Origin of the sequence: Beijerinckia mobilis, from assembly GCF_000745425.1 — a bacterium.
Taxonomy (GTDB): Bacteria; Pseudomonadota; Alphaproteobacteria; order Rhizobiales; family Beijerinckiaceae; genus Beijerinckia; species Beijerinckia mobilis.
Genome location: NZ_JQJH01000002.1, coordinates 14916 through 36079 on the forward strand (window position 1 = coordinate 14916; position 21164 = coordinate 36079).

Sequence of the window (21164 nt, forward strand, 5' to 3'; positions counted from 1 at the left end):
CCCCCTTGGTCAAATCCCGGGTGCGGATGAGCCCCGCCGCCCTTCCGATCGGTCGCAAATCCTCATCCGGCTTGCGGCGCCTTTGCGGCGGGGTCTCAGCGGTTGAGGCCAGGCACCCATAAAATGTCGCCGTTCCCCCGAAGATTGGCGTAGCGCGCGGCGACGAACAGAAAATCCGACAGCCGGTTGAGATAGGCGAGCGCCGGCGCGCCGACAGGCTCGCCGGGCATGTCGCGCAAACCGCAGAGCAGGCGTTCGGCGCGCCGCGCGATGGTGCGGGCAAGATGCAGGGCGGCTGCCGCCGGCGTACCTCCAGGCAGGATGAAGGAGGTGAGCGGTTCAAGCGCCGCATTCATCATATCGATCTCGCGTTCGAGCCGCTCCACCTGGACGGGCAGGATACGCAGATGCACCGGCGCCGGTGCGGGTTCGGAGCCTGCGGCCGCCGTAGACTCTTTGCCTTCGGTTGCGTCCTGGGGCACGCAGAGATCGGCGCCGAGATCGAACAGATCGTTCTGGATGCACAAAAGCATGGCGTCGAGCTTGGCATAGACCGCGTCCTCGGCAGTATGGATGCGGACAAGTCCGATCGCCGCATTGGTCTCGTCCACGGTGCCGTAGGTTTCGATCCGCAGATCCTGTTTCTTGCGCCTTTCGCCGGTGCCGAGCGAGGTCATGCCCTCGTCTCCGCCGCGCGTGTAAATCCGTGTCAGGGCCACCATGTGTCGAGCATCCTTAATGGTTCCGCTCACTGAGCCACGGGATCGGACTGCTTGGGATCGGACTGAATCTGCCCCCTGCCCATACCACGCAAAGGCACCGGGCGTTCAAGATGAGCAAAAAGGGGAGGGTGTTCCCCAGCCCCCTCTAGAGCATTTTCCGATAGGTTGAATCGCTACGCGATTCTGTCGTTTTGAAAATACTATAATTTTCTTTCGTGGAGCGTTTCCGGATATATCCGAAACGCTCTAGCGGGCGCATTTGATGCGGGGCGGTCCCGGGAACAGGCCGCGTTACGAAGGAAGAGCACCGAGATCAGGCACCCTGGCGAAAGAGAAGAACGCCAAGGATGATCAGAATCGTCAGAAATTGCAGGCCAATGCGCCAGCGCATCAATTTCTGCGAAAAATTCGGACTGCCGCCGCGCAGCATGTTCACGAGACCCAAAAGAAGCACGATCGTAACGGCGCCACAGCCGATGCCGACGAGAAGATTGCCTGGATTGGACATGAAATGTTCCTCTGGAAATGGTTCGGTCGGGCGGAGGGCCAATCCATCAGGATGGGGGCTCGCCCCGGGAGCGGCAAGCGTGGCGGCGTTCCGACTTTGCCTGATATTGTTCAAAACGGCCGCAGCAGACGTTCAAGGTAATCGGTTTCCTCGCGCGGGCGCTGCGGATCGGAGAGGCGGCGGCGCAATTCTTCGAGGATTTGCTGTGCGCGCTGCGCGGCTGGAACCCCCAAAGGATTGAATTGCGAGCCGGGATTGAACACCGGACTGCCGGCGGCGGGGCGTCCGAGCGGATCGAAGGCATCGGCCTGTGCCGGATGGCCTGGACTGTCGTCATCCTCTCCCTGTTGCGCCTGGCCTTTCGCGGTGCCTTCGCCCTCGCCCTCTCCGTCGCCCTGATCGGGTGATCCATTGGCGAGATTTTCCGCGAGTTTTTCGGCGCCCTCGCGCATCGCCTGGAGTGCGCGCCCCTGTGCGTCGGCGGCCTCCCCGCGCCCATCTTCTCCCTCCCCCAGGGCCTGTTCGGCCTCGCGCATGGCTTTTTCCGCCTCGTCGAGGCTCTTTTCGCCCTGCCCCGTCTGTTTGAGCCGTTTCTGGACCTCGCCGAGCTTTTCGCGCAGGCGGCGTTGGCGGTCCTGCAGCTTCTGTTCGGTATTTTGATTTTGCGCCTGCGGATTGGCTTGTTGTCCGCGTTGGCGGGGGCCGGCCAACTGGTCCTCGAGGGACGGAAGGTCGCGATCCTCGCTCTGATAGGTCTCGTCGCGCAGATCCTGCTGCTCGCGGCTCATCTTGTTGAGCGCGTCGATCGAGCGGTTCGCCTCGGCGGCGCGCGGATCGGGCTTGGCCCTGCGCCCGATCTTCAGGTTGTCGAGGATGCCACGCAGCCGGTCGAGCATCTGCCGGGCTTTGGCCTGATCTCCAGATTTGGCCGCCTCGCGCATCTGATCGATCATGGCCTGCAATTCCTTCGGGCTGATCGTCTGCGCCTGGCCCCCGCCGGTCCGCGGGCGCTGGCCATCCTGGGCTTCCTGGCGCGCCAGTTCACTCAGGAATTTGTCCATGGCCTGCTGTAGGGCTTGCGCCTGTTTCTCGATTTCTTCCGGCGCGGCATGACGGGCGATTGCATCACGCAATTGCTGTTCGGCGGCGCGCAATTCCCGCTCGGCATCGGGGAGGCCGCCGTTTTCGATCCGCAGTGCCATCTCCCAGAGGAGATCCGCGACGGCAATAAGATCGGCATCGGTCTTGGCATCCTGCAGGCGATCGGCGGCAACGCGCAGGCCGAGATAGGGGGAAAAGCCGGTGTCGAAAATCTCCGGGGCGATCATCAGGCTTTCGAGCGCCATCAATACGTTGGATCGGTTCGACGGTGTCATTACCAGAATCCGCCGCTGCTCGGCGAGCGCGCCCGCGAGCGGATTGGTGAAAGGTTTTTGCGGCAGGATCAGTTCCAGCGGCGGGCTGCGGCCTTCGTTGCCGCCATCATCCTGTGCATCGAGAACCATTGTGACGCGGGCGCCAGCCCAGGGATGGTCGGAAAGATCGATCGTGGTTTCGGCGTCGCCGAGACCACCCGGAGCAGTCGGCAAGGCGAGGGCTATCTGTGGCGGCTCGACCAGTGAGCGGATCGGCGCCGTCTCACCGTCGAGATGCGGGTTGGAGACCAGTGCCTGCGCCCGGGCGACGCCATAATCATCGGAGATTTTATAGCCGAGCGTCATCGAGCCTCGCCTGTTGTAGCGCGGCGCCTCGATGAAGGTGATGCTCGGTGGCTTGTCGGGGATGACGTCGATTTCGTAGCTGCCACGGGAGCGGCCACCTTGCTGCAAGGCGAGCGAGACCTTGCCGTTGAGCCTGTAGCGTTTCTCCCGCTCATCACCCACGGGCAATACTCTTTCCTGGCGCGCCGCCGGCTTCTCTCCCGTCTTTTCCTTCTCTTCGCTGGCTTCAGGCTCAATTTCGGAAGCAGCGCCGGAAATGTCGAAACCGGTGCCCCATCCGCTCGAGCGGACGATGAGCGTCGATCCAGCCGGCACCTCGAATTTGCTGGCGGGATGTTCGTTGCCGGTGAGGAGAACCGGCGCCCGGCCGGTATAGGTCGGTGGATCGATCCAGGCGTCAAGACGGGTGGCGAGCAGCGTCGGGGTGCTGAAACCCCAGTCGAAGGCGGCGGCGACCCGGGCATATTTTTGCGGCCCGGCGACGAAAGCGGCGGCGACGAGGCCGACGAGCACCAGCGCCCGCAAGGCATAGGGGTCGCGTTCGACAACGCGCGGCTGCGGCCAGCCGGCGCGCATCCGGGCAATGGCTTCCGCGGCTCGGCGCCGATGCACGGCCCAAAGCGCCTGCGTCGCCGGATCGGGACCGGCATTGGCCAGAGTATCGCTGAGCACCGATGCGGGTTGATGCGGCAGGCCGGAGCTTCGCTCGATCCGGGCGAGCGCCTGCGCGCGCGTTGGCCAACGCATTTTCAGGAGCGGCATGGCGGCGGCGAGAAAGGCCGCGGCGAAAACCAGAAAGCCGAGGAGCCGTCCTCCGGAGGGCAGGATCAGCCAGAGCCCGGCAAAGGAGAGTGCGAGAAAGGCTCCGGCCACCAGAAATGGCGGCATGATCGCCCGCCAGAAGGTCTCGAAGAGGAGGGCAAGGCTGGCGCGGTGCACCAGAGTTTCGAGACGCGCTTCAGGCTGCTCCGATGCAGAGAGGCTTGGCGAAGCGGTGAGGGTGGGTATTGGAGAGACAGCGGAAGCTGGTGACGGCGGCTTGGACGCGGAGGGCGCCGATGCGCTCGCTCGCGGATTTGTGCGAGGGGTCGGGTTGGACTCTTGTCCTGTCGCCATATTGCCCGCCTGAATTTGTCCTGCCCGAAAGGCTTTTGTGCCCGAGAGGCTTTCCTGCCAAAACGCAGGACCGCTAAAAATCTATGTCAACCACGCCGGAATTTTGTCCAGTCCGATCAATTCTTCATAGGTTCCGCGCGGCCGGACGATGGCGTGATCGGCTCCCCTGACCAGAACCTCCGGAACCAGAAGGCGCGTATTATAAGTGCAGGACTGCACCGCGCCATAGGCCCCGGCCGAGAGAATGGCGAGAAGATCGCCTGGCTGCGGCGCCGGCATGCGCCGCGCGAGCGCCAGATAATCGCCGGTTTCGCAGACGGGACCGACGATATCGGCCACGATCTCCGGCGCCTCCTTCGCGGGCTCGCGCACTGCGACGACTTCATGATGCGCATCATAGAGCGTCGGACGCACGAGATCGTTCATGGCCGCATCGACGATGACGAAAGTCTTGTCCTCGCCTTGTTTCACATAGATCACGCGGGTCACGAGAATGCCGGCATTGCCGACGATGAGCCGGCCGGGCTCGAGGAGGACGCGGAGGCCGAGGCCGCCGAAATGTTTTGCGACGATTCCGGCGTAGAGATCGGGATGATAGCTTTGCGGATCATCGCCGTGGCGGTAGGGAATGCCAAGCCCGCCTCCGAGATCGGCATGGTCAATGGCATGACCGTCGGCGCGCAAGAGTGCAATGAATTCGGCGAGCCTGCCGAAGGCATGGTCGAACGGCGCGAGATCGGTGATTTGCGAGCCGATGTGCACATCGACGCCGACGATCGTGAGACCCTTGTATCCGGCTGCAAGCTGGTAGATCTCTCTCGCGCGCGAAAGCGGAATGCCGAATTTATTTTCTGACTTGCCGGTGGAAATTTTGGCGTGGGTTTTGGCGTCGACATCGGGATTCACGCGAATTGCGATGCGCGCTTTGGTGCCGCGGCTTTCAGCGAGAGCGGCGATGGCCTCGAGTTCCGGCTCGGATTCGACATTGAAACAGCCGATGCCCGCATCAAGGCCCAGCGCGATTTCCTCCTGCGTCTTGCCGACGCCCGAAAAAGTGATGCGCTCGGCCGGAACGCCGGCTGCCAGAGCACGCCGCAATTCTCCCTGCGAGACGACATCCATGCCGGCGCCGAGGCGCGCCAGGGTTTTCAGGACCGCCTGGTTGGAATTGGCCTTCACCGCATAACAGACGCGGTGATCCAGTCCGGCGAAAGCCTTGTCGAACACCTCATAATGGCGGGTGAGCGTCGCCGCGGAATAGCAATAAAAGGGCGTGCCGATCACGGCGGCGAGCCCGTCGAGGGCAACATCCTCGGCGTGCAGGACGCCGTTGCGGGAAGTGAAGAAATGCATATTCGGTAGTCCGGGAAGAAAATGAAGCAGCCGACCGAAGGCCTGCCGGATCGACTGAAAATCGGGGCCGGAAGGCCAGGGCTACTCAGAGCATAGGATCGAGGAGGAAGGGCCGGACCGGCTTGGCGCGTGCACGCGTTTGCGTCGGCTGGTTCGGTTGGTCAGGTGCCTGGCCGATCGCCGGGCGCCCGGTGCCACCGATCGTCACTGAGCTATCACCCTGTACCGGATTGAAATCGCTGCCGTTCGTGGTCGGAGTGCCGCTCGGCATGCTGGCTGCCTTCTCGCTCTGCGTCACGCTCACGGCGTCGGGCGGCAGTTCCGGCGCGCCGCGCCGCCCGCATCCGGTCTCGTTGAGAGCCAGCAGGCCGAGGGCGGTGAGCACGAGAAAGCGCCGGCTGTGGCCGATTATGCCGGAATGGCGCCTACGAAGCTGTCCGGCGCCCTCAAAAGCTGGTTCGTTCATCTTCATGAAGGCGCTGTTCCTCGCGGCTGCGGCTGTCCTGGCGGGAGGTTCGACCCATCGGGTCATACCATGCTTATAGAGGCAGGTCCCTGGTGTGAAACTGAAGGACGCGCGGCTGCACCCTTTCGCTTTCAGTGGTTTCTCACTTTCACAAGGGGCCGCGCAAGGCCTATCGCGCGATGGGTGGCCGGGAAAGCCCAATTTCGCTGCGAAGCAGGGGGACGCTGCTCGATGATCGCGAGATCATGGCTCGTCGCCAGGGGCAGGTGATTCGTCCGCTTCCGGCCCTTCATCCAGAACCTGACGCGCGATCGAATAGGAAAAGCCTTGCCGTGCCAGGGTCGCCAGGGCTTTTTCACGGCGCTTCGCCGCTTTCTCGCCTGTTTCGCCCGGCTTCTCGAACAGGCGCTTGCGACGGGCAAAGAGCCGCGCCTGTTCCAAAGGATCGAGCGCATCGAGGGTGTTCCCGGCCGCGTCCTCCGCCACACCCTTGCGGGCGAGATCGGCGGCGATGCGGCGACGGGAAAATCCCTTTTTCTGCAAGGCATCGACACGCATTGCGGCGAAGCCTGTGTCGTCGAGCAGCTGCAATTCGCGCATCCTGGCGATTGTCTCCGCGATGCGGGCTGCGATCATTTCGCGGTCGTCAGCCTCTATGGCCGGATCTTCCTTTGCTGCTTTGGCCGAGGCTTGCCGCGCCTTGCGTGCCAGATAATCGGCGAGCCCCTTTTCGCTCACCGCATAGCGGCCGAGATAGCGCAAGGCGAGGGCATGCAGCGCATCGAGGGTGAGGGTGGTACCCTCTCTTCCTGGTTTCGAGGCTGATCCGGTCCGGGCCATAAGTGCGGTCAGGAATTGGCGAGTTTTGCCAGCCAGGCCGCCGCCTGCGCCCGGACATTGACCGGCGCCGTGCCGCCATAGCTCGTGCGGCTCTCGACCGATTTGTCGACGCCGAGCACATCGAACAGCTCTTTGGTGATGCGCGGCTCGACCGCCTGCATCTCGGCGAGAGTGAGATCTTCGAGGCCGATGGCTTTTTCGGCGGCGGCGGCCACCAGCCGGCCGGTGACGTGATGCGCCTCGCGGAACGGCATATTGAGGCTGCGCACCAGCCAGTCGGCGAGATCGGTCGCTGTGGCAAAGCCCGCACCAGCAGCGGCCCGCATGCGCGCGAGATCGGGATTGAGATCGCGCACCATGCCGGTCATGGCGGCGAGACAGAGCGACAGATTTTCCAGCGCGTCGAACGTACCTTCCTTGTCTTCCTGCATATCCTTCGAATAGGTGAGCGGCAGGCCCTTCATGACGATGAGGAGCGCGGTCAGCGCGCCGATGATGCGTCCGGCCTTGCCGCGCACCAGTTCCGCCGCATCGGGATTGCGTTTTTGCGGCATGATCGAGGAGCCGGTGGAAAATTTGTCCGAGAGCGCCGCGAAGCCGAATTGCGGCGTTGCCCAGAGCACGATTTCCTCGGCAAGCCGGGAAAGATGCATGGCGCAGATCGAGGCCGCGCCGAGCGTTTCGAGCACGAAGTCGCGGTCGGACACGCTATCGAGTGAATTGGCGGTCGGGCGGTCGAAGCCGAGCGTCGTGGCGGTCTTCATCCGGTCGATCGGAAACGAGGTTCCCGCAAGGGCCGCCGCGCCGAGCGGGCATTCATTGAGCCTTGCGCGGGCATCATGGAGGCGGGACCGGTCGCGGCCGAGCATTTCGACATAAGCGAGGAGATGGTGACCGAAAGTGACCGGCTGCGCCGATTGCAGATGGGTAAAACCCGGCATCACGCTGCCCGCATGGGCCAGCGCCTTTTCCGCGAGCGCCTGTTGCAGATCGTGCATCTGTGCATCAAGCGCATCGATCGTGTCGCGCACCCAGAGCCGGAAATCCAATGCGACCTGATCATTGCGCGAGCGCGCCGTATGCAGCCGCCCGGCGGCGGGGCCGATGAGCACCGCGAGCCGCGCCTCGATATTCATGTGAATATCCTCGAGCGCGCGGGAAAAAGTGAAAGTGCCCGCCTCGATCTCGCCGCGAATGGTATCGAGCCCCTGTTCGATCGCCCTGGCGTCATCGGCGCTCACGATTCCCGTCGCCGCCAGCATGGCGACATGGGCTTTCGAGCCGCTTATGTCCTGCAACGCCAGTTTGCGGTCGAAATCGATCGAGGCGTTGATTTCTTCCATGATGGCGTCGGGGCCGCTGGCAAAACGCCCGCCCCACATCTGATTGCTCATTGGATCAAGCTCTTTAATCGTTGGGATGATGCGGAGCGGCGGTTTATCCTGTCGACAATTCGCTCAGCCTTGGCCAAAGTCTGCGCAAAATCTCTACCGGACCATTCCACCCGGACCTTTCCAGCAAAGCCGCCGGATACGGAACGGCAAAACTCCCGGATGGAGACGGGAGAGGACAGGATCACGCGACCAGATGACAGATGCTTCGGATATTCCACCAGAACTCCGGCCGGCCGCCGGGCGTCGGCGCCGCTATGCTCTCGCCACTTTGCTCCTCTGCCTTCTCACGGTAGGTGCGATTTCCCTATACGGGATCAGATCCCCCGGCGGCAAGCGCGCCCTGGAGACTGTCAGTGACGCACAGGCCTGCCTTTCGAGCCGCAAGGTCGCGGCGAGGATCAAGCCGCTGGTCAAGGGCGAAGTCGCTGCCCTGGTCCTCGCCGATGAGCCGAAGCCTGTGCCAGCGCTGGCATTCAACAAGCCTGACGGCAGTGCGACCGCGCTCAAGGATTTTTCCGGCCGGATGGTGCTTTTGAATCTCTGGGCGACCTGGTGCATTCCCTGCCGGCAGGAAATGCCGGCGCTCGACCGTCTGCAGGCAAAGCTCGGTTCGCCCGGTTTCGAGGTCGTGGCGGTGAATATCGACACGGCGCGCCTCGATCATGTCGGCATCTTTCTCGATGAGATCGGTGTCAAGACGCTCGCCCGCTATGCCGATCCGAAGGCGGGGATCTTCCAGACCCTGCGGCAGGCGGGCAAGGCGACCGGCCTGCCGACGACGCTGCTGGTCGGCAAGGATGGCTGCGAGATCGGCACCATGGCGGGCCCGGCGGAATGGGATTCGGCCGATGCCGTGGCGCTCATCGAAAAAGCCCAGAAAGAAGAAGGTCAGTAAATTCCATATCTCCTTGATCCCAACCTGTTGGGATCAAGGAGATTCAGAGGAAACTTGATGAAACCAAACATGACATTCGATGATGACACCCCAATCCAGCAGGAGCAACTCCGCGTTCTCTGCGAACGTGCCCGGAAAATCGAAATGCTGCTTGGGATTATCGCGGGGCTGCTGTTCGCTGCCGTTGCCAGACAGTTTGGTTATATCTAACGCGCTGCCTGATTGGCCCCAACGGCCATGGGGATCCGTGCAATATCATCCCGGCACGCCTGATTCGGCGGAAGGCCGCCACCCCGCTTTCTGGTCCGAGGGTTCGACCGGTCGTGGCCGCTCTCCCCCGGCTCGATCTCGCGTATTGAATCCGGCAATCCTCGCTCGATATTGGCCGGATCAATGCGGGTGATGCCCGCCTTTCATTCGCAGCGCCTGGGCCTCACGCTCGGCGGTGAGCAGCGTCCAGACGGCGATGAAGGCGGCGGCGATCAGCGGGCCGATGACGAAACCGTTGATGCCAAACAGGGCGATGCCGCCGACCGTCGAGAGCAGGACGGCGTAATCTGGCAATTGCGTATCCTTGCCGACGAGCGGCGGCCGCAGCAGATTGTCGATCAGGCCGATCACTGCCAGGCCGATGAACATCAGCACTGTTCCCTTGAAATAATCCCCGGTGACGAGAAAATAGATCGCCGCCGGCAGCCAGACGAAAGCGGCGCCGATGGCGGGCAGCATGGATAGGAAGGCCATGAGCACGCCCCAGAGCAGGGCGGCCTTGATGCCGAGCAGCCAGAACGCCACCCCGCCGATCGCTCCCTGGACGGCGGCGATGATCATATTGCCCTTGACGGTGGCGCGGACAACCGCTGCGAATTTGTCGATGAGCGCGCCGGAATAGGCGTCGTTGAGCGGAATTGTCCGCCGGATCGTCCGGGCGAGCGCGCTGCCGTCGCGAAACAGGAAGAACAGCAGATAGAGCATGAGGCCCAGGCTGACGAAGAACTGCAGCGTATCCTGGCCGACGCTGAGCACGCGCGAGGCGATGATCTGGCTGCCCTGCATCAGCACTGATGTCAGCCTGTCGCGCAAGGCGTCGAAATCGCCGAGATTGAGCCTGTCGAGCCAGACCATGACCGACGACGGCACGGCCGCGCGGATATTGGTGACGAATTCTCTGAGATCGATGCCGCTGGTGCGCAATTGCTGGTAGAGGCTCGTGCCTTCGTTCACCAGGGAACTGATGATCATCGCTGCCGGGATGAGCACCAGAAAAATGAACAGAAGCAAGGTGATAATAGCGGCGATATTGCTGCCCTCCCCGAATCTGTCCTCGAGGCGCCGCTGCAGCGGCCGGAACAGAATGGCGAGAATGACGGCCCAGAGAATGGAGCCGTAATAGGGCATCAGCAGCCAGACGAAGGCGTAGGTGACGAAGATCAAAAGAAGGAAAAAGGCGATTTTATGCGTCGTCGTATGCATGGCGCCTTCCATAACCTTCCCTCCGGCGGGCCGGGGCGAGCCTGCGCCGATGCATTGCCGGCATCATGCATCGGATACATGTATTTGATTATACCAATCCCGATCAGGATGACCCAACGGATTGAGCTCCTTATAGCATGCCTCGACGAGGCATGCTCATCGAGACTCGCCGCGAAGTCCGGACGAAGCTCCGTCCCCCCTTTTCTGCAACCGCCACAGATCGCGGTGAAACAGAGACGGTATTAGCCGAGAACATGGGGGAGAGAAAGCATCCCTTGCGCCGTCAGAAGACAAGGGAAGACAAGCTTTTTTCAACACCGATCCCATGCCTATGACCTGTCGGGATTTCATCCTCGTGACGGTAGCCCGTGCTTTGCGGTTTCCTGGCTGATTTTGGCGCCTGCTGCTACGGCGGCGCGAGGAGGCAACAGCTTAGACCAAAGCGTTCTGGCAAGAGATAGCATCAAGATCCGGCAATGGATTGGCGTGCGGCCGTCTCCGCGCGGGCTGAGCGTGGTTCCGTACAAGCTGGTGAAAGAGACGGGATTTGGAAAAGCCATTGGGAACGATCGGAATCTGTGCACGCTCAAAAAGCAATGTATCTGCCGTCACCCGATTCAAAAGACAAACTTTGGGAGCTTATATTGTCTGCGCGACAACGTAAGCGTGTAGGGATCTACGTAATATCATCTCCGGTAGTAAGATTTTATAGAATGCCGATGCTGTATCCGGCACGCAATGAATTTGTCTGCAAGGAGGTTCAATGGAAACAATCTTTCACAGTAACGGGGGGATTGTCATCGCTGTGATACGGCCTTGTCATGGAAACGGCTTAACAGTCCTGCGCGCCGGGTGAGGGAATCATTATCGCGTCATCCGATTCGCGAGAGGACCCGCCCGCGTGGCCAGCAATCAATCCATAACGAAATAACAGGACCGTTTCCGTGAATCATCCCTCCCGCCGCGATTTCGTACGGCTTGCAGCCGGTACCGGCGCTGTCTCGTCGCTGCCCCTGAGCATCCAGAAAGCTCTCGCCATTCCTGCCTCGGTGAAGACCGGCACGATCAAGGATGTCAAACATATTGTCATCCTGATGCAGGAGAACCGCTCGTTCGATCATTATTTCGGAACGATGCGCGGCGTGCGCGGTTTCGGCGACCGCTTTCCCATCCCGCTCGAAAGCGGCAAGCCGGTCTGGTTCGAATCCGATGGAACGCGCGAGATCACGCCCTATCATTTCGATCAGGATACGATGAATGCGGCGCTGATACCGAGCACGCCGCATGCCTATTCCAACATGCAGGCGGCCTGGAACCAGGGAAAGTTCGGCTTCTGGCCTCTTTATAAAGAACAATATTCAATGGGTTATTATACCCGCAAGGAGATCCCGTTCCAGTTCGCGCTCGCCGAAGCCTTCACCCTCTGCGATGCCTATCATTGCTCGGTCACGACGGGCACGGATCCCAACCGCATCGCTTTCTGGTCCGGCTCGAATTTCAATCCCGATCTGCGGGCGCAGGGTATCAATAGCACCGATACCGATGGCGAACCCAACAATCTGCGCTGCTGGATCAAGGGCCAGTGGCCGACACCGGGCTATACTTATGCGGGCTCGGCGTTCAAATGGCCGACCATTCCCGACGTTCTCGACAAGGCCGGCGTCAACTGGCGCATCTACCAGGATCCCAACAACAATTGGACCGGGGCGATGAACGGATGCCTCGCCTTCGAGAGCTTCCGCACGGCGCAGCCGGGCTCGTCGATCTACAAGAACGGCATGTCCTTGTGGACGCTCGATGATCTCGCGAAGGACGTGCAGAATGGCACGCTGCCGGCGGTTTCCTGGGTGCTGCCGACGCAGCTTGCCTCGGAACATCCAGGCGGCCCGTCGAGCCCGGCGCATGGCGGCGATTTCACCCAGCAGGTGCTGGAAGCCCTGACCTCCAATCCCGCCGTCTGGAGCCAGACCGTCTTTTTCCTGACCTTCGACGAAAACGACGGCCTGTTCGATCACATCCCCGCCCCTGCGGTTCCTTCCTACAATGACGACGGCACTCTGGCCGGCAAGGCGACGCTTGATCTCGCTGGCATGTATTTCAACGACGCAAAGCGGAGTTATCTCGATTCCCGCGACACGATCAGCGGCAATATTCGGCCGTGGGGTCCTGGTCCGCGTGTGCCGATGTATGTGGTCTCGCCGTGGAGCCGGGGCGGCTGGGTGAATTCACAGGTCTTCTGTCATACGTCGGTCGGGCAGTTTCTCGAAAAACGGTTCGGAATCGAAATTCCCGCCATCAGCCCCTGGCATCGGGCGGTTGCGGGCGATCTGACCTCGGCCTTCGATTTTGCTCATCCCAATGACGCGGCCTTCCCGGCTCTGCCCGACATGAGCAATTGGGCGGAGATCGAGGCGCATTCGAAGACGCTGCCGATTGCCGCCGCACCAACGTCACCGCAGCCGCTTTATCAGGAAAGTGGCTGGCGCTATTCGCGCGCTCTGCCCTATCATTTACATGTTCATGGTCATATCGACCCGCGCGGCAAGCTGCATCTCGAATTCGAGAATACGGGCAAGCAGGGTGCCGTGTTCCATGTTTACGACAAACTGCATCTCGATCGTATTCCGCGCCGCTACACGGTGGAAGCCGGCAAGAGCCTTTCCGACGATTTCTGGAATGTCCTCGATACGGATCACGGCTCTTACGATCTGTGGGTCTACGGACCCAATGGTTTCGTGCGGACCTTCAAGGGCAAGGCACCGGCGCTCGGCGAGAAGCCGGAACCGGCGGTGTCGCTGAACCTCGATATTCCCGGCATCGGATTGCGGTTCCGGCTCGGACGCGATGGATTTTTCGGTGGTGCCGTTACCATCGTCGACAATCTCCGCTCCGGCGCCCAACGCCCGCTCAAATTGCCGGTTTCCGGTGTCGTCGATGAATTCATTTCCCTGGCGCAATCAGCGAACTGGTATGATTTCACCATTGTCGGGGAGAATGGTTTCGAGCGGCGTTTCGCCGGCCGTCTGGAAACCGGCCACGATAGCATCAGTGATCCCTTGATGGGAACCTCTGCCTGAAACAGAGAGGGCGGAGCGTCTGTGACGCTCCGCCCCTCCTCATTCCCAAGCCTTACGTATTAGCCGTCGCCTGATGCCGCTTTATCGTCATGCTCCAGGCCGGATCTCCTACCGTCTGTATGTGTTTATGCTTGCGGCGCTGCGGGTGACGCGGATGCTGTATGCGCGCTGGCAAGAGCGTTGCGCAAAGCGGTTTCCTTGGTTTCGTCGAGTGAGGTCTGCAGCACGACGCCGCCGAAATCCTTGATCTGCTCGACCACTTTATCCGGCGTCATTTGCTGGATCAGCACGAACAAAGCCGCGCTGCCGGGCTGGATGCTTTCGGCAAGTTCCTTCATGAAATTATCATTGATGCCGAAATCGGTCAGCGCGCCGCCAAGCGCACCGCCCGCCGCGCCCAGGGCGGCGCCGAGAAGCGGATTGAGAAACAGAACACCGACGAGAAGCCCCCAGAAACTGCCGGAAACGGCGCCGGCGGCCGTCGTATTGATTGTCTGGTGCAGTTTGATCTCGCCGTCAGGAGATTTGGTGGCGATGACCGCATCGGCGAGCTGGATGATATATTGCTGCTGCAGTTCGAACAGGCGCTTGCGCACTTCTTCGGCTTTTTCCTCGGTCGGATAGACAATGACGACAAGATCGGACATTGGAAATCTTTCCTTTTGCTGAGATGCCGAATCGGCGCGTCAGCATGCGGCGGCGATGATGCTTTTTCAAGCCGTCTTCTGGTTCAATCCTTTTGCGGAAAATCTGTTCCGCCAACAAACGGCGATGGGATCCATGAACGACCGTGTCCTCCGTTTCGCATGCATCCTCCTCAGCCTGTTTATGGTGACGGCTGCGCTGTCTTTCGCCGCTGTCGTGTTCGGACCCATGGCTTTCGCCCTTCTGATCATGGCGATCGTCTGGCCGCTCGATGCCGCGCTCAGAAAGATCCTGCCGCGAGGCCTAGCGCTCATCATCACGCTGCTCTTCACCTTCGTGGCCGTCATCACTTTTTCGTCGCTCATCACCTGGAGCGGCGGCCAGATCACCCATTGGCTCATCCAGAACCAGGGCCATTTCCAGGACCTTTATGTGCAGGGAGCGTCATGGCTCGAAGGCCATGATATTTTCGCCGCCGCCAATGCCGCCGAAACCTTTAATGTCGTCTGGCTGATCCGCGTGTTTCAGACGCTCGTCCAGCGCCTGAACAGCCTGCTCGGTTTCACCTTGCTCGTCTTCATCTTCATGACGATGGGCCTTCTCGAAGCCGATGCGTTGCGCAGCAATCTGCTGGCGCTCGATGGCACCGGAACCGCCGCTGGATCGTCCATCGGGGCAGGCGCTGGCTCCGGTAATGGCGCGCGCCTCGTCGCGGCCTTTCGCGCCATAGGCGGCAAATGGCGCCGCTACATGCTCATGCGCACTCTGGCGAGCCTGCTGACGGGAGTTCTGATCTGGGGTGTGACGCTGGCCGTCGGAATGGAACTCGCCAGCGCCTTCGGCGCGATGTCCTTCGCCCTTAATTACATTCCCTTCATTGGTCCCCTGGTGGCGACGGCACTGCCGAGTCTGTTTGCGCTCGCCCAGACCGGTTCCTTCGAGACCGCGTTTCTGGTGCTCTGCGTCATCACGATGATCCAGTTCATCATCGGCAGCTATCTCGAACCGCTCTTCACCGGCAAGGCGCTCGCGATTTCTCCCTTTCTCGTCGTCTTCACGGTGTTTTTCTGGAGTTTGCTGTGGGGATTGCCCGGAATGGTCATCGGCGTGCCGATCCTCATCGCCTGCCTGACGATCTGTGATCATTTTCCGCAAAGCCGCTGGATCGCGACCCTGCTTTCCGGGCGTGAGAGCGCCACTGTTTCCGCAGCCGATGATGTTCTCGAGCCGTGATCGCTGATCCCGATACCGGCAAGCCCTTATGGCGTTGCCGGTTTGTGTGAAGTTGCGGGACGATTCACCTTCGAAGAAGACGGGGCGGAATCATTCGAAAGCACGGTTGGGGCGGATCTCTCGGGATGAGCCGCGCGCGGATAGGGCGCCAAGAATACATAAGTATAGATATGTATTATTTGAATAAAATATAAATACATATCTATATATTTTCAAGAAATAATGAATAACTTTTTGCGATAGAGAAGATCATCGCGGCATTTTCATGACGCCCGCATGGAAATCCATTTTTGAGGTCTTCCATCGTGTTTAAGAAATTTTCAATTGCGCAGAAATTTCTGCTCGGCTTTGGCTGTGTGCTCTTGTCGTGCTTTCTCGTCGGCAGCGTCCTGCTTGTCGCCTTGAGCCAGGTCGAACAGACGGCGCGGCTCAATCACCGTCTGTCCGAGGTGGTCACCGCCATTGATCGGGCCGGCAGCGCCATCTTCAATCAATCGACGGCCGCGCGCGGTTATCTCCTGACCCGGCGGGATGATGCGCTGGGCTTCTATCAGGAAGGGGCGCGCAGTTTTGCGGCCATGATGGTGAAGGCCTCCGAAGACAGCAAGGATTTGCCAGTCGTCCATCAGATGGTCCTTCAATTGGATGCTGCCGGCCGGTCCTGGCAGGAGGGGGTTGGCGATCCCGAAATAGCGTTGGGCGGCGATCAGGCGACCTATGCCAAGGCTGTCGCTCTCGTTAACGAGCGGCATAGTCTCGACCTCGCGGCAAATTTCCGGACGAGCCTCGCCAAGGTGCGGCAAGTGATCGATGCGGAGGCGGAAAAGGCCGAAACGGCGCAGGAGCACACGATCACTTTGTTCCGCACCACGCTGATTGCTGGTGGTGTCCTCGGCGTCGTGCTCTCCCTTTTGATCGGCAACGCTTTGGCGCGCATCATCACGGGACCTATGAGTGCCCTGACGCAGACCATGCGGCGTCTCGCCAATGGAGAATGCAATCTGCAGGTTCCGGCCCTCGATCGCCATGACGAACTGGGCAGCATGGCCGAAGCGGTGGAAGTCTTCAAGAAAGGTCTTATCGACAACGAGCGCCTGGCGGCTGAGGCGAAAGCGGCGCAGGACCGCATCGAGGCGGAGCGCCGGCATTCCGCTGTCATAGAGGAAGAGACGAAACAGGAACGGCAACAGGCAATTGTCGCCCTGGGGCATGGTCTGAAACAGCTTGCCGTTGGCAATCTATTGATGCGGATTGACGAGCCTTTTTCTTCCGCCGCCGATATCCTGCGCCAGGATTTCAATCAATCCGTCGAGACCCTCCATGGAGCGCTGGCGACGGTGCGGGCGAAGGGCGAGGGCATGAGCGCCGGGACCCGGGAGATCGCGCGCGCGGCAGATGATCTGTCGCGCCGCACGGAGCAGCAGGCGGCCAGTCTTGAAGAGACGGCGGCGGCGCTCGATGAAATCACCGCGACGGTCAAGAAAACGGCCGAAGGGGCGAGCCATGCAAGCCAGGTGGTCGCGACCGCGAAGGCCGATGCCGACAAGAGCGGTGTGATCGTTTCCGAAGCAATCAAAGCGATGGGCGGGATCGAGCAATCCTCGGCCCAGATCGGTCAGATCATCAGCGTGATCGATGAGATCGCCTTCCAGACCAATCTTCTGGCGCTGAACGCTGGCGTTGAGGCCGCCCGGGCGGGAGAAGCCGGGCGCGGCTTTGCGGTTGTGGCCTCCGAGGTGCGGGCGCTGGCGCAGCGCTCGGCCGAGGCGGCGAAGGAAATCAAGACATTGATCCAGGCCTCGAGCACCCAGGTCACGCAAGGGGTGGATCTGGTCGGCGATACCGGCAAGGCCCTGTCGCGCATTGTCGCGCAGGTCAACGAGATTAACGAGATCGTGGCGCGGATCGCCGCCAGCGCCCGCGAGCAGGCGACCGGATTGCACGAGATCAATACCGCCATCAATCAAATGGACCAGATGACACAGCAAAATGCCGCCATGGTGGAGCAGACCACCGCCGCGGCCCGTGCCCTCACCAGGGAAGGCGAGGAACTGGACGGTCTCATCTCCCGCTTCAGAATTGCTGGCGAGAAGCAGCAGGATCAGAACGCTGCTGCCTCGGGAGCAGCATTATCCTCCTCCGCCGCACATCCGGCGGCACGGCGACCCCAGCGTACACCTGCGGTCTCGGGAAAAGCGTCGAGGCCTTCCTCAGGAGCTCCTTCGCGGCCGTCAACGGGGGCTTCCCCGCTCCGCCAGCCAGTGTCGTCGAGCCATGGAGCGGCGGCTCTCAAGCTTGGGGAAAGCTCGCCGGACGATGAAGGCTGGGAGGAATTCTGATGGCCGCCCCCGGAAAGGCTTCGCGCGGGCGCCACGCGCCTCCCGAATATCCAGGGTTCAGTCGAGGATCATGATCTGATGAACACTTTGCCCGATTCCGCCGCCATCGCCACCGTGGCCCTGCCGGCGATTCTCGATCTGCGGGCGGCAACGCCGCTCGCCAATGCGCTCCTTGCTAGCCGGGGCCGGGAATTGATCATCGACGCGGAGCAAGTCCAGCGGCTCGGCGGTCAATGCCTGCAGGTTCTGTTGTCGGCGGCGCTGACCTGGCGGGCCGATGACATTCCGCTTTCCATCTCCAAGCCCTCGCCGGACTTTCTGGAAGGGCTCGATCTCCTCGGTATTCGATCCGTCCATATGCTGGAAGCTTTGTCCAGCCATCCGGGCCTTAACGACCCGGAACAGGATGGCACGGTCGTTCTCGATAAGGATTTATCCCGATGACCAAGACCATACTCACCGTCGATGATTCCCGGACCATGCGCGATATGCTGCTGCTGACATTGCGCGATGCCGGATACAGAGTGCTCCAGGCCGAAGATGGAGAGAAAGGCCTCGAAGTACTCAATCATGAATGCCCCGATGTCATCGTGACCGACATCAACATGCCGCGCCTCGATGGTTTCGGCTTCATTCAGGGTGTCCGCGGCAACGATCGCCATCGCGCGATTCCGATTCTCGTTCTCACGACGGAAAGCGATGCGGAAAAAAAGGACCGGGCGCGCCGCGCCGGGGCCACCGGCTGGATCGTCAAACCCTTCGATCCGGTAAAACTCGTCGACGCGATCCGGCGCGTCGCTGCCTGAGGTCTTGGAGATCGACATGGATGCGATGATGGCGATCAGACAGACCTTTTTCCAGGAATGCGAGGAGCAGCTTGCGGAACTGGAAAATGGTCTGTTGGCGATGCAGAACGGCGAAGCCGACGCCGAAACGGTGAATGCGGTCTTCCGCGCGGTTCATTCCATCAAGGGGGGAGCCGGCGCTTTCAGCCTCGATGATCTCGTGCGCTTCTCCCATATCTTCGAGACCACTCTTGATGCGGTGCGCTCGGAAACGCTCGCGCCTTCGCCGGATGTGTTGAAGGTGCTGTTGCGGGCCTCGGATATTCTCGCCGATCTCGTCCGGGCGGCGCGTGACGGAGGAACCGTCGATGCGGAACGCTCAGACGCCATGGCCGTGGAACTTGCGGCTCTTTCCGGAGCGGACAAACCTGCGGCGGAAGACCAGTCCGAAGATATGGCGGGCTTTTCTTTTCAGCCTGTGCAGGTTTCCTTCGATGAACTCGACGATGAGCTGCCGGCCTTCGCCGAGCTGCCTGAAACCTCTTGGACGATCCGCTTCACGCCGAAGCCTGGTCTCTATGCCAAAGCCAATGAGGCGGCTTTGTTGCTGCGTGGTCTCGGCGAACTCGGCGAAATGATTGTCGCCTGCGATTTTTCCACTCTGCCGCTTCTCGGTGAGCTCGATCCCGAGGGAGCCTATCTCACCTTTGTCATCACATTGCATACACGAGCGGATAAAGCGGCGATTGAAGCCGTTTTCGAATTCGTGGAGTGGGATTGTGATCTCTCCATCGAAATGAGTGCGGATACGGAACCCGATGGGCAGGCATTGAACCTTTTTGCGCTGCGTGACGAAATGCTGCCTCGCGTAAAGGAGGAGGGTCTCGCTTCTTCGGTGCCCGCCATGTCGGAAAATCAGCCGGAAGATCGGCCTGATGCCCCACAAGCGGTTGACGAGCTGGGAGCCGCGACGTCGGGGGTTGCACCTCGTGCTTCGCTCGCATCCGCTCCCGCAAAAGCGCCTTTCCCGGAAACGGCAGCCAGTCCCGCACCGGCTTCGCGTGAAGGGAGCCAAACAGGGGGGCAAGTGGCAGGCGAAAGCCGGATGGGCGAGCGGCGCGAGAACGAACGACGCGAAAGCACGCAGGCGCCGGCGCCTGCCGCGACCATTCGCGTCGATCTCGATCGGGTCGACCGCCTCATCGATCTTGTCGGTGAACTCGTCATCAACCAGGCCATGCTGGCACAAAGTGTCAATGAGGCGGGGCTGACGAGGGGAGCGGCCATCGGCTCCGGGCTCGACGACCTCGAACAATTGACGCGTGAGATCCAGGATAGTGTCATGGCGATCCGCGCGCAGCCGGTAAAATCGGTGTTCCAGCGCATGCCGCGTCTGGTGCGGGAAGTCGCCGCTATGACCGGCAAATCGGTGCGGCTCGTGACCTCCGGTGAGAATACGGAGGTGGACAAGACCGTTATCGAAAAGCTCTCCGATCCGCTGACGCATATGATCCGCAATGCCATCGATCATGGTCTGGAGGCGCCCGAGGCGCGGGTCGCAGCTGGCAAAGCCGAGGAAGGGATCGTGCATCTTTGTGCGATGCATCGTTCCGGACGGATTGTCATCGAGATTTCCGATGATGGCGCTGGCATCAATCGGCCGCGTGTGCGGCAGATAGCCGTCGACAAAGGGCTGATCCCGGCGGATGCCGCGCTGACCGATGACGAGATCGACAATCTGATTTTTCTGCCGGGCTTTTCCACGGCAGCGACCCTTTCGGATATTTCCGGGCGTGGTGTCGGCATGGATGTGGTACGCCGGTCGATCCAGGCGCTTGGCGGCCGCATTTCCATCAGTTCACGGCCGGGTAAGGGGTCGACCTTCACCATGAGCCTGCCGCTGACACTTGCCATTCTCGACGGCATGGTTGTCACTGTCGCTGGGCAGACACTCGTGGTGCCATTGACTGCCATTGTCGAGACCTTGCAGCCACGGTCTGTCGCTGTGCATGAGTTCGGTGGCGATACGCGTGTGATCGCTATCCGTGATCAATTCACGCCATTGATCGATGTCGGGCGGGAATTGGCCTATCGCTGTGAAACTGCGGACGTGCTCGCTAGCGTCGTCATTCTGGTGGAGACGGAGGGCGGTGTGCGCAATGCGCTGCTCGTCGACGCTATTCAGGGGCAGCGCCAGGTGGTCATCAAGAGTCTTGAAGCCAATTACCGCCATGTGCCGGGTATAGCGGCGGCGACCATTCTTGGCGATGGCAGGGTCGCACTGATTCTCGATGTCGAGGCTTTGGTCGCGAGTTCCCGCATCGGGGCGCCCTCTGACTCCGTCATTCCTCGAGAGGATCGCAAGACCCCGAAAGAAATCGATTGCTACGTGTAACGGACACTTACGCAGATGCCGGTCTGTTTACGGCGCATGGAGGCGTTCCCGATTGCGAAACGGAGGACGTCCTCATTCCCCCATTCAGAGTGGGATTTGCTGGTATGTTTATGTCGTGATCATTTTACCTAAAGCCGTCTGATGGCATCCAGTGGAGGATCGCTTGAGCAACCGGAATTGTGTGCGGTACGCTCCATTTTTG

Annotated in this window: 17 protein-coding genes; 8 read left to right on the forward strand and 9 right to left on the reverse strand. The window is 61.0% G+C overall.

Translation table 11 applies throughout. From position 1 onward, the window contains the following. Positions 1-95 precede the first annotated feature (95 nt). From DL88_RS02260 to argH, 7 genes are all read right to left on the reverse strand, one after another. Positions 96-722 carry a cob(I)yrinic acid a,c-diamide adenosyltransferase gene (locus DL88_RS02260; protein ID WP_034991362.1) on the reverse strand — a complete coding sequence of 209 codons (627 nt, stop codon included), beginning with the start codon at positions 720-722 and terminating at the stop codon, positions 96-98. A gap of 313 nt (positions 723-1035) precedes the next feature. Continuing rightward, entirely contained in the window at positions 1036-1230 is a 195-nt protein-coding gene (locus DL88_RS02265; RefSeq protein ID WP_034991921.1) for a twin transmembrane helix small protein, read from the reverse strand. A gap of 110 nt (positions 1231-1340) precedes the next feature. Next, positions 1341-4067 (reverse strand): TIGR02302 family protein, encoded by a 2727-nt coding sequence (locus DL88_RS02270; protein WP_084704816.1) that lies wholly within the window; start codon positions 4065-4067, stop codon positions 1341-1343. An 81-nt stretch (positions 4068-4148) separates the two neighbouring features. Then, complete coding sequence (lysA, locus tag DL88_RS02275; protein ID WP_034991363.1) at positions 4149-5420, reverse strand: diaminopimelate decarboxylase; 1272 nt, start codon at positions 5418-5420, stop codon at positions 4149-4151. Positions 5421-5505: 85 nt separating this feature from the next. Beyond that, positions 5506-5892, reverse strand: a complete 387-nt coding sequence (locus tag DL88_RS02280) for a hypothetical protein (RefSeq protein WP_034991364.1) — start codon at positions 5890-5892, stop codon at positions 5506-5508. Positions 5893-6129: 237 nt separating this feature from the next. Then, entirely contained in the window at positions 6130-6726 is a 597-nt protein-coding gene (locus DL88_RS19155) for a regulatory protein RecX (protein ID WP_051955500.1), read from the reverse strand. An 8-nt stretch (positions 6727-6734) separates the two neighbouring features. Continuing rightward, entirely contained in the window at positions 6735-8120 is a 1386-nt protein-coding gene (argH, locus tag DL88_RS02290) for an argininosuccinate lyase (RefSeq protein ID WP_034991366.1), read from the reverse strand. 193 nt (positions 8121-8313) lie between these two features. On the opposite strand from argH, the gene tlpA reads away from it, so the two are divergent. Both tlpA and DL88_RS20095 read left to right on the forward strand, forming a co-directional pair. Then, complete coding sequence (gene tlpA, locus DL88_RS02295; protein ID WP_034991367.1) at positions 8314-9015, forward strand: thiol:disulfide interchange protein TlpA; 702 nt, start codon at positions 8314-8316, stop codon at positions 9013-9015. Positions 9016-9084: 69 nt separating this feature from the next. Beyond that, positions 9085-9225, forward strand: a complete 141-nt coding sequence (locus tag DL88_RS20095) for a hypothetical protein (RefSeq protein ID WP_156970900.1) — start codon at positions 9085-9087, stop codon at positions 9223-9225. Positions 9226-9405: 180 nt separating this feature from the next. On the opposite strand, the gene DL88_RS02300 is transcribed toward DL88_RS20095, so the two are convergent. Beyond that, positions 9406-10488 (reverse strand): AI-2E family transporter, encoded by a 1083-nt coding sequence (locus DL88_RS02300; protein ID WP_034991927.1) that lies wholly within the window; start codon positions 10486-10488, stop codon positions 9406-9408. A gap of 944 nt (positions 10489-11432) precedes the next feature. Between DL88_RS02300 and DL88_RS02305 the strand changes: the two genes are divergently transcribed. Further along, positions 11433-13565, forward strand: a complete 2133-nt coding sequence (locus DL88_RS02305; RefSeq protein WP_034991368.1) for a phosphocholine-specific phospholipase C — start codon at positions 11433-11435, stop codon at positions 13563-13565. 125 nt (positions 13566-13690) lie between these two features. On the opposite strand, the gene DL88_RS02310 is transcribed toward DL88_RS02305, so the two are convergent. Further along, positions 13691-14212 carry a DUF1269 domain-containing protein gene (locus DL88_RS02310; protein ID WP_034991369.1) on the reverse strand — a complete coding sequence of 174 codons (522 nt, stop codon included), beginning with the start codon at positions 14210-14212 and terminating at the stop codon, positions 13691-13693. Between the two features lie 55 nt (positions 14213-14267). Between DL88_RS02310 and DL88_RS02315 the strand changes: the two genes are divergently transcribed. The 5 genes from DL88_RS02315 to DL88_RS02335 all read left to right on the forward strand — a co-directional run bounded on the left by DL88_RS02315 (position 14268) and on the right by DL88_RS02335 (position 20962). Next, on the forward strand, positions 14268-15443 hold the full coding sequence (locus DL88_RS02315) for an AI-2E family transporter (RefSeq protein WP_245270588.1): 1176 nt from the start codon (positions 14268-14270) through the stop codon (positions 15441-15443). Between the two features lie 305 nt (positions 15444-15748). Then, positions 15749-17782, forward strand: a complete 2034-nt coding sequence (locus DL88_RS02320; RefSeq protein ID WP_051955501.1) for a methyl-accepting chemotaxis protein — start codon at positions 15749-15751, stop codon at positions 17780-17782. A gap of 78 nt (positions 17783-17860) precedes the next feature. Further along, on the forward strand, positions 17861-18226 hold the full coding sequence (locus DL88_RS02325; protein WP_084704820.1) for an STAS domain-containing protein: 366 nt from the start codon (positions 17861-17863) through the stop codon (positions 18224-18226). Next, a complete protein-coding gene (locus DL88_RS02330; RefSeq protein WP_034991370.1) occupies positions 18223-18588 on the forward strand; it encodes a response regulator in 366 nt (121 codons plus the stop codon). Before DL88_RS02325 ends, DL88_RS02330 begins: the two co-directional genes overlap by 4 nt. Positions 18589-18604: 16 nt before the next feature. After that, positions 18605-20962 carry a chemotaxis protein CheA gene (locus DL88_RS02335; protein WP_051955502.1) on the forward strand — a complete coding sequence of 786 codons (2358 nt, stop codon included), beginning with the start codon at positions 18605-18607 and terminating at the stop codon, positions 20960-20962. The last annotated feature ends 202 nt before the right edge of the window (positions 20963-21164 follow it).

Excerpts from the sequence above, each read along its gene's own strand:
- lysA (WP_034991363.1), bottom strand. The coding sequence starts at position 5,420 with ATGCATTTCTTCACTTCCCGCAACGGCGTCCTGCACGCCGAGGATGTT.
- DL88_RS02330 (WP_034991370.1), top strand. The coding sequence starts at position 18,223 with ATGACCAAGACCATACTCACCGTCGATGATTCCCGGACCATGCGCGAT.
- DL88_RS02325 (WP_084704820.1), top strand. The coding sequence starts at position 17,861 with ATGAACACTTTGCCCGATTCCGCCGCCATCGCCACCGTGGCCCTGCCG.
- DL88_RS02315 (WP_245270588.1), top strand. The coding sequence starts at position 14,268 with ATGATGCTTTTTCAAGCCGTCTTCTGGTTCAATCCTTTTGCGGAAAAT.
- DL88_RS02300 (WP_034991927.1), bottom strand. The coding sequence starts at position 10,488 with ATGCATACGACGACGCATAAAATCGCCTTTTTCCTTCTTTTGATCTTC.
- DL88_RS02335 (WP_051955502.1), top strand. The coding sequence starts at position 18,605 with ATGGATGCGATGATGGCGATCAGACAGACCTTTTTCCAGGAATGCGAG.
- DL88_RS02265 (WP_034991921.1), bottom strand. The coding sequence starts at position 1,230 with ATGTCCAATCCAGGCAATCTTCTCGTCGGCATCGGCTGTGGCGCCGTT.
- DL88_RS19155 (WP_051955500.1), bottom strand. The coding sequence starts at position 6,726 with ATGGCCCGGACCGGATCAGCCTCGAAACCAGGAAGAGAGGGTACCACC.
- DL88_RS02270 (WP_084704816.1), bottom strand. The coding sequence starts at position 4,067 with ATGGCGACAGGACAAGAGTCCAACCCGACCCCTCGCACAAATCCGCGA.
- tlpA (WP_034991367.1), top strand. The coding sequence starts at position 8,314 with ATGACAGATGCTTCGGATATTCCACCAGAACTCCGGCCGGCCGCCGGG.
- DL88_RS02280 (WP_034991364.1), bottom strand. The coding sequence starts at position 5,892 with ATGAAGATGAACGAACCAGCTTTTGAGGGCGCCGGACAGCTTCGTAGG.
- argH (WP_034991366.1), bottom strand. The coding sequence starts at position 8,120 with ATGAGCAATCAGATGTGGGGCGGGCGTTTTGCCAGCGGCCCCGACGCC.
- DL88_RS20095 (WP_156970900.1), top strand. The coding sequence starts at position 9,085 with ATGACATTCGATGATGACACCCCAATCCAGCAGGAGCAACTCCGCGTT.
- DL88_RS02310 (WP_034991369.1), bottom strand. The coding sequence starts at position 14,212 with ATGTCCGATCTTGTCGTCATTGTCTATCCGACCGAGGAAAAAGCCGAA.
- DL88_RS02260 (WP_034991362.1), bottom strand. The coding sequence starts at position 722 with ATGGTGGCCCTGACACGGATTTACACGCGCGGCGGAGACGAGGGCATG.